Annotated in this window: 7 protein-coding genes and 1 pseudogene; 6 read left to right on the forward strand and 2 right to left on the reverse strand. The window is 51.9% G+C overall.

Annotated elements, in window-relative coordinates; genetic code table 11:
- Positions 1–56: 56 nt before the first annotated feature.
- A pseudogene (locus ACOTX7_RS23325) lies at positions 57–2,295 on the reverse strand (Tn3 family transposase); the annotation flags it as partial.
- A 158-nt stretch (positions 2,296–2,453) separates the two neighbouring features.
- On the opposite strand from ACOTX7_RS23325, the gene ACOTX7_RS23330 reads away from it, so the two are divergent.
- The 3 genes from ACOTX7_RS23330 to ACOTX7_RS23340 all read left to right on the forward strand — a co-directional run bounded on the left by ACOTX7_RS23330 (position 2,454) and on the right by ACOTX7_RS23340 (position 4,729).
- Entirely contained in the window at positions 2,454–3,032 is a 579-nt protein-coding gene (locus tag ACOTX7_RS23330) for a recombinase family protein (protein WP_004206571.1), read from the forward strand.
- A 175-nt stretch (positions 3,033–3,207) separates the two neighbouring features.
- The gene (gene chrA, locus ACOTX7_RS23335) at positions 3,208–4,413 is read left to right on the forward strand and encodes a chromate efflux transporter (RefSeq protein WP_004206572.1); all 1,206 of its coding nucleotides are present in this window, start codon (positions 3,208–3,210) and stop codon (positions 4,411–4,413) included.
- A 10-nt stretch (positions 4,414–4,423) separates the two neighbouring features.
- Entirely contained in the window at positions 4,424–4,729 is a 306-nt protein-coding gene (locus ACOTX7_RS23340; RefSeq protein ID WP_004206574.1) for a PadR family transcriptional regulator, read from the forward strand.
- 128 nt (positions 4,730–4,857) lie between these two features.
- On the opposite strand, the gene arsH is transcribed toward ACOTX7_RS23340, so the two are convergent.
- Positions 4,858–5,556 (reverse strand): arsenical resistance protein ArsH, encoded by a 699-nt coding sequence (gene arsH / locus ACOTX7_RS23345; protein ID WP_016151343.1) that lies wholly within the window; start codon positions 5,554–5,556, stop codon positions 4,858–4,860.
- A gap of 85 nt (positions 5,557–5,641) precedes the next feature.
- Between arsH and ACOTX7_RS23350 the strand changes: the two genes are divergently transcribed.
- The 3 genes from ACOTX7_RS23350 to arsC are packed head-to-tail and all read left to right on the forward strand — an operon-like array spanning position 5,642 to position 7,734.
- The gene (locus ACOTX7_RS23350) at positions 5,642–5,962 is read left to right on the forward strand and encodes a transcriptional regulator (protein WP_004206577.1); all 321 of its coding nucleotides are present in this window, start codon (positions 5,642–5,644) and stop codon (positions 5,960–5,962) included.
- Between the two features lie 44 nt (positions 5,963–6,006).
- Positions 6,007–7,296, forward strand: coding sequence for an arsenic transporter (locus ACOTX7_RS23355; protein WP_032409266.1), 1,290 nt, complete (start codon positions 6,007–6,009; stop codon positions 7,294–7,296).
- Positions 7,297–7,308: 12 nt separating this feature from the next.
- Positions 7,309–7,734 (forward strand): glutaredoxin-dependent arsenate reductase, encoded by a 426-nt coding sequence (gene arsC, locus ACOTX7_RS23360; RefSeq protein ID WP_023316432.1) that lies wholly within the window; start codon positions 7,309–7,311, stop codon positions 7,732–7,734.
- The last annotated feature ends 162 nt before the right edge of the window (positions 7,735–7,896 follow it).

The raw sequence follows: 7,896 nt of genomic DNA on the forward strand, positions 1-7,896 counted from the left end.
AAAACACAACCCGCTACGGGGAGACTTACCCGAAATCTGATTTATTCAACAAAGCCAATTTCCAGATCAGTTTCGTGGTACAGCAGACCATCAAGTACGTGTGTTGAATCCCGCACGCGGCTGATAACTTTGGTGTAAAACGGGCTGTATTGGTCCGAAATATGCGTATAAATCTGCACGCCTGGATCCTGACCGTATTTAAGATTGACCTGACCAGCATAACGCCCGTGACTCCCCACCCGAAAGTTCTGTCCATCAGACGATGACGTTGTTCCATCGCCCCAGAATGCCGCCAGAGGGCTTTTTTTCTGGGCATTGACCAACTCGGCCAGCGCAGCTGAATAGGTTTCATCCCTGATGTACCAGGCCTGAATGCCCTCGAGTGACGATTTGGTCGTTCCCTGACAGGATTCGGCCATTTTTGTCAGTCCAAGGTTGATACCATCGGCCAGGATGGTGGTCAGTAACAACTTTCTGTCTTTAGGTCTGACGTGATTGTTTTTGAGATGTGTGAAATGGCGGGTAAAACCAGTCCAGCCGTCCACTTCATCCAGCATTTCAGTAATTTTAGGGTGAGGGAGCATGCCATAAACCAGATCGCCAAAAGGGGATGCTGCTGAAGGGACACTGTTATCCAGCGGGGTAATTTTCACGCCTTTATCCGATATATCAACATCGGGTAAATCACCGGCCAGCGCCATCGCGTTAACTTCTTCCAGACGCGATGCAAGAAGCGTCAAACGGCTCTTGATGTATTCATGGCAATCGGCCGGAACAGCAAGGGGTAACTGGTTATCCCGGAGTGATTTTTCAAAATCGTCTGACGGGATCAGACAATCATCGAAATTCCTGTAGCGGCGTGACCCCTTTACCCAGATGTCACCTGAACGTAAGGCTCCCTTCAGTTCATTCAGCACGCAAAATTCGTAATATTTTCGGTCAATGCCGATGGGGGTGATCACAACCTTTCTCCAGCTTTCCGGGATGAACCCGATTGGCGCGGAAGGCGGTACTTTTCGGAGTTGTTTTCTATACATATCTCTGACGGTATCCAATGCGTCACTGAGCTGCATTGCGGCGGGTGCAGCCCTGAACTGCAACACGGACAGCATCCGGGGGGCGTATTTACGCAGCGTACTGTATTTTTCTGTGATCAGATGCAATGGGTCGAAGTTGTCCTTACGTGACAGGAACCGCGTCTCTTCCACGCTGTTGATGAATTCCTGCCAGGGAAGGACGTCTTCTATTGCGGCCCAGGGATCTTCCCCGGACTCTCTGGCGTTAAGTAATGCCTGTCCGACGGTAACGTATTGCTTCAGTTTACTCTGAATCAGCTTTCCCGTTTGCTGGAGCCGCTCGGCCTGAGTACGTTTTGCCCTGCTGAACAGACTACTCAGAATACGCTCGTGCAGATCAATAACTTCGTCAGTCAGGGTGGATCTGGCCTCCGATATGATACAAACCAGCGAGGCATAACGGCGAACATCCGTGAATCTTGCCAGATCCCGGCTACTCATTTTCCTGCCTTCGCGTGCGAGTTTCAGGAGTCGGTTCTGGTGAACGGAAAGTGCAATGCCGTCAGGGAGTGCCAGCGACTCAATCGCATTTAACCGGTCGATATGTTGCAGGACATTTTTACCATTAATTTTTCCCGGAGGCTGGAGCAGCCAGGCCAGCCGTGAAGGTTGCTCACCCTCAGATACCAACAGACGGTCCAGTGCCGCTTTATGCCCTGGTTCAAGCTGTGCGGTAAGCGCAGAAAAAACCGCCCTGTCGGCAAGTGTTGTTGCTTCGGTCAGGGTTCGTTCGATCACTTCAACAGAGGGGAAAATAACCTTATTATTGTGGAGCCAGGAGAGCATTTCCTCCGCAAGTAAAAAACCTCTGTCTGTCCGCATGGCGTGGGGATAAAGGTGGCGAATACAGGTTTTTTTGCAGCGCCCGGTTAAAAGGGGATAATTCCAGGTAGCGGTAGAGTTCAGCCAGATGTTCCCAGCGGGTGACCTCTCTTGATGCATACTCGGCCCACAAATCAGACTGGACTTTCAAATGAGCCGCCAGCCTGAAGACAACACAGTCGTGAGGTGAAATACTTTTGTCGGGAGGAAACCCTGGTCCTCGCAAATAACAGAGTAAAACTGCAAAGCCCAGACGGTTAGCTGGCCTGCGGTGTTTATTAATGAGCGCGAGGTCATGTTCACTCAGAAAGCACATGCGCGTCAGAAATACGTCATCATCCGGCACAATCAACAAGCGTTCTTTTTCTTCACTACTGAGTATTTGTCTCCGTGGCATAAATGCTTCCCCTGCACATAGTTCATTAAAGTTATCATTCGCACTGACCGAAACCGGTCGGTTTCGTACGCCTCGCAAACAATATGTCCGAAAGTCAGCGAAATTTGTTTCGTACATACGTTATAATTCGGACACCCTTTGCGTACGGAAAGTTTCCTATGTCACGAGTTTTTGCCTACTGTCGGGTCTCCACTCTGGAACAGAATACAGAAAACCAGCGCCATGAAATTGAAGCGGCGGGTTTTGCCATCAGACCCCAGCGGCTGATTGAGGAACATATAAGTGGTTCGGTTGCTGCCAGCGAAAGACCAGGGTTCATCCGGTTGCTTGATCGAATGGAAAGCGGTGACGTATTGATTGTCACCAAACTTGACCGACTCGGCCGTAATGCGATGGATATCCGAAAAACAGTTGAACAACTGGCTACTTTAGATATCCGTGTTCATTGTCTCGCTCTCGGAGGTGTGGATTTAACCAGCCCGGCCGGAAAAATGACTATGCAGGTGATTTCAGCTGTGGCTGAGTTTGAGAGGGATCTGCTGATTGAACGCACACATTCAGGGATTTCTCGGGCAAGATCAGCCGGGAAACGCTTCGGTCGTCCGCCCATCTTGAGCGAGGAGCAAAAAAAAATAGTGTCAGAGCGCCTTAATTCCGGGGCCAGTATCAGTGCGGTTGCCAGAGAATTTAATACCACCCGGCAAACCATACTCCGGGTAAAAGCAGGACAGCAATAATACTGAATGTGAATAAAGCCCATAACTGGCCAGGCAGTTGAAACTGTTCTTGAAGTAAACATCTGGAAAGCATGAAACATCATTCTATCCACAGGGAGCAGTGGCTATTATAATCGAATTTCGATAACGAAATTCGATTATAATAGCCAATAAAACCAGCAATCAGGATCTGACCATGAACGATACTGCCAGGAATGATCACAGCCCCTGGGCTGTCTTTCTGATTTTCTTCCGACTTGGCCTGACATCCTTCGGCGGCCCAATTGCCCATCTGGGTTACTTCCGCGATGAGTTTGTGACGCGACGGCAGTGGTTGACCGAGCGCAGCTATGCAGATTTGGTCGCTCTGTGCCAGTTCCTTCCGGGACCAGCAAGCAGTCAGGTTGGTATAGCGCTCGGGCTGTCCCGGGCCGGTTATACCGGGGCGCTGGCAGCATGGGCCGGCTTCACGCTACCGTCAGCAGTTGCACTGATCCTGTTTGCGCTGGGGATGACCAGTTACGGGGATGTGATGCCCTCTGGTGTATTGCATGGGCTGAAAGTGGTAGCCGTTGCGGTGGTCGCGCAAGCTGTATGGGGCATGGCCCGAAATCTTTGCCCGGATATACCGCGTATTACTGTCATGGCAGTGGCAACCTGCTTTGTGCTTCTTGTGCCATCGGCCTGGGGACAGGTGGGAGTAATCGTCACTGCGGCTGTCACTGGCATGTTACTGTTCAAACCTCAGCAGACGACGGTACATGATCCGCTGCCCGTTTCAATACGGCGTCGCGTCGGATTGTTCTGGCTCACGCTGTTCTTTGTGCTACTGACAGGGTTACCATTGCTGACGGCGATATTCCCAAATCCGACGCTGTTAATGGTAGAAACTTTCTACCGGACCGGATCACTGGTTTTTGGTGGCGGGCATGTCGTGCTGCCATTACTGCAGACTGAAGTCGTTCCTTCTGGCTGGGTCAGCACTGATACATTCCTGGCTGGCTACGGCGCTGCCCAGGCCGTTCCTGGACCGTTGTTCACTTTTGCAGCCTTTCTCGGGGCTTCGATGAACCAGGTGCCTTCTGGCTGGCTGGGTGGTCTGGTTTGTCTGCTGGCAATTTTCGCACCGTCCTTCCTTCTGATTGTGGGAGCATTGCCGTTCTGGGAAAGTCTGCGCCGCAATATCCGTACACAAGCAGCGTTGCAGGGTATTAATGCAGCCGTAGTTGGCCTTCTGCTGGCAGCTCTCTATCAACCAGTATGGACGAGCGCAGTTCTCGCTCCGCAAGATTTCGGCCTTGCCCTTGTGGCACTGGTCGCTCTGATGTTCTGGAAACTGCCGCCGTGGCTGGTCGTAGTGAGTTGCGGTGTTGCGGGTTGGTTGTTGAGTTTAGCACTGTGAGGTTCCGGGCGTGACCGACAAAGATCTTTACGGCGGGATGATCCGTTTGCACATCCTGCATCATGCAGCCAAAGAACCCGTCTTTGGTCTGGGCATCATTGAGGAATTGCGACACCACGGTTATCAACTCAGCCCGGGTACCCTGTATCCGATGCTGCACGGTATGGAAAAGAAGGGGTATCTCACCTCACGACATGTTCAGGCCGGTCGACGAAGTCGGCGAGTATATGAAATCACCGGACAAGGGCACATAGCGCTAACGGACGCCAGAAACAGGGTGAAAGAGCTGTTCGGTGAACTTGTTGAAGGCAAATGATATGCCTATGGTTTTAGTCCGGTCTGCCGTCTTCTGAAAACGACAGACACATGTAAGATTATCCGCTGCCTGGCAGAAGGAGACTTTGTGAAAACGCTCATGGTGTGTATTTATACGATCAGAAGGCGTTATATTTTTTCCTGATTGACGCGGTACGAAAGTTCCTGATGACTCTCTTTTCGTTCGCTGTAGCGATCTGCAAGGTAGCTGGTTTGTCCCCTGAGCAGCAACGTAATTTTAAACAACTCCTCTGCGACATCTACGATACGGTCGTACCATGAGGACGGCTTCATCCTTCCGTTCTCATCAAATTCCTGCCAGGCTTTCGCCACCGAGGACTGGTTGGGAATTGTGAACATCCGCATCCAGCGGCCCAGAATGCGCATCTGGTTCACGGCATTGAAGGACTGCGAACCGCCGCAAACCTGCATCACTGCAAGTGTCTTGCCCTGCGAAGGACGAACCGCGCCTTCACTCAACGGTATCCAGTCGATCTGCGCCTTCATCACCGCGCTCATAGCCCCGTGCCGTTCCGGCGAGCTCCACACCATCCCGTCACACCATCTGACCAGCCCGCGTAGCTCGGAGACTTTAGGGTGCGTATCCGGGGCATCATCCGGCAGGGGTAAACCGGAGGGGTTAAAGAATTTCACCTCCGCGCCCATCGCCGTCAGCAGGCGACCTGCTTCCTCCGCGGCAAAGCGACTGTAGGAGCGCTCCCTTACTGAGCCATACAGGATCAGAATCCGTGGGGGCTCCTGCAGGTGCAGACGTTCGGCAATATGTTGATCAAAACAGTCAGTATTCAGGGCTGGAAATTGTTCCATTTTTCTCCTCCGGAGAGAACAGGTGATTTTAAAGTTAATATATATGATCTAACATATGTGTATTCTAAAGGGAACGGAGTGAAAAATGCTACAACCTGTTCAGCTTTTCAAAATCCTGTCGGATGAAACACGGCTAGCCATCGTCATGCTTCTCCGTGAGTCCGGAGAATTGTGCGTCTGCGATATCTGCGTTGCCACCTCCGAATCGCAGCCCAAAATTTCGCGACATATGGCTATCCTTCGCGAGGCTGATCTGGTTCTTGACCGTCGGGAAGGCAAATGGATCCACTATCGTCTGTCACCCCATATTCCGGCGTGGGCAGCAGAGACAATCACGACGACCTGGCAGTGTCTGCGCGAGGATGTACGTGAATGGCTGGACAAATCAGCCTGCACCTCCTGCTGAGGCAGGAAAACATATTTACAAAATCATATATGATGGGGTCTGAGATGCTTTTGGCAGGGAGTATATTTTTACTGACGCTGGTACTGGTGATCTGGCAACCCAGAGGCCTGAGTATTGGCTGGAGCGCGAGTATCGGGGCTGTGCTGGCGCTGGGAACCGGTGTCATCCATATCGCTGATATTCCCGTTGTCTGGAATATCGTCTGGAACGCGACAGCGGCATTTATTGCGGTCATCATCATCAGCCTGCTGCTCGATGAGTCCGGCTTCTTTGAATGGGCCGCACTGCACGTCTCCCGCTGGGGTAACGGACGTGGCCGCCTGCTGTTCACCTGGATAGTCTTGCTCGGTGCCGCTGTTGCTGCTTTGTTCGCCAATGATGGCGCCGCGCTGATCCTGACGCCGATTGTGATTGCGATGCTGCTCGCACTGGGGTTCAGCCAGGGCACGACACTGGCCTTTGTCATGGCTGCAGGATTTATTGCAGATACGGCCAGCCTGCCACTCATTGTTTCTAACCTGGTGAATATCGTCTCGGCGGACTTCTTCGATCTGGGCTTTACGCAGTACGCCTCCGTTATGATCCCCGTGGATGCGGCAGCGATTGCGGCCACGCTGATCATGCTGCATCTCTTCTTCCGCAGGGATATTCCGGCAACGTATGACGTTTCGCTGCTGAAGACGCCTGCCAGTGTGATAAAGGATGCGGCAACGTTCAGGGCGGGCTGGATTGTCCTGTTATTGCTGCTTGTCGGTTTCTTCGTTCTGGAGCCGCTGGGGATCCCTGTCAGCGCGATAGCAGCTGCTGGCGCAGCAGTACTGTTTATCGTGGCGAAAAGAGGTCATGGCATCAACACAGGGAAAGTCCTGCGCAGTGCGCCATGGCAGATCGTGATTTTTTCGCTGGGCATGTACCTGGTGGTCTATGGCCTGCGCAATGCCGGGCTCACGGAGTATCTGTCTGGTGTACTGAACCTGCTGGCAGAAAAGGGGTTATGGGCAGCAACGTTCGGCACCGGCTTCCTGACCGCGTTCCTGTCGTCGGTGATGAACAATATGCCGACGGTGCTGATTGGCGCGCTGTCGATTGACGGGAGTACGGCGACTGGCGTCGTCAAAGAGGCAATGATTTATGCCAACGTGATTGGCTGCGATTTAGGCCCGAAAATCACCCCAATTGGCAGTCTGGCAACCCTGCTTTGGCTGCATGTGCTTGCCCAGAAAAATATAACGATCACCTGGGGTTATTACTTCCGCACCGGCATTATCATGACTCTGCCCGTGCTGTTTGTCACTCTGGCCGCGCTGGCGTTGCGGCTTTCCATCACTTTGTAATGAGATAAAGATATGAGCAACATTACCATCTATCACAACCCGGCCTGCGGCACTTCACGCAACACGCTGGAGATGATCCGTAACAGCGGTAACGAACCGACCATTATTTATTATCTCGATACGCCACCGACCCGTGATGAGCTGATTAAACTTATTTCAGATATGGGAATTACGGTGCGTGCATTGCTGCGTAAGAATGTTGAGCCTTATGAACACCTGGGCCTTGATGAAGAGAAATTCAGTGATGAGCAGTTGATTGATTTTATGCTTCAACATCCGATCCTGATTAATCGGCCGGTAGTCGTTACGCCGCTTGGCACTCGTCTTTGCCGCCCTTCAGAAATAGTGCTGGATATTCTACCTGAAGGTCAGAAAGGAGCGTTTACCAAAGAGGACGGCGAAAAGGTCATTGACGAAACGGGGAAGCGGGTTAAGTAACCTGTTTTTTTCGTCTCATTTTTATCGTATTCGGGTGTCTGTCTGTACCATGCAGACGCTCGCTTTTTGTAATGCCAGCTAAAGAAACAGGCTTAACGTAGGATATTTAATGAGATGGTCACTCCCTCCTTCCCAGTACTATGCTGAGGACAGGCTTTCATT

Origin of the sequence: Enterobacter cloacae complex sp. IR5418, from assembly GCF_049238105.1 — a bacterium.
Lineage (GTDB): Bacteria > Pseudomonadota > Gammaproteobacteria > Enterobacterales > Enterobacteriaceae > Enterobacter > Enterobacter hormaechei.

What these genes read in the sequence shown, in the direction of transcription:
- ACOTX7_RS23355 (WP_032409266.1), top strand. Translation starts at nt 6,007, where the DNA reads ATGCTTTTGGCAGGGAGTATATTTTTACTGACGCTGGTACTGGTGATC.
- ACOTX7_RS23330 (WP_004206571.1), top strand. Translation starts at nt 2,454, where the DNA reads ATGTCACGAGTTTTTGCCTACTGTCGGGTCTCCACTCTGGAACAGAAT.
- arsH (WP_016151343.1), bottom strand. Translation starts at nt 5,556, where the DNA reads ATGGAACAATTTCCAGCCCTGAATACTGACTGTTTTGATCAACATATT.
- ACOTX7_RS23350 (WP_004206577.1), top strand. Translation starts at nt 5,642, where the DNA reads ATGCTACAACCTGTTCAGCTTTTCAAAATCCTGTCGGATGAAACACGG.
- chrA (WP_004206572.1), top strand. Translation starts at nt 3,208, where the DNA reads ATGAACGATACTGCCAGGAATGATCACAGCCCCTGGGCTGTCTTTCTG.
- arsC (WP_023316432.1), top strand. Translation starts at nt 7,309, where the DNA reads ATGAGCAACATTACCATCTATCACAACCCGGCCTGCGGCACTTCACGC.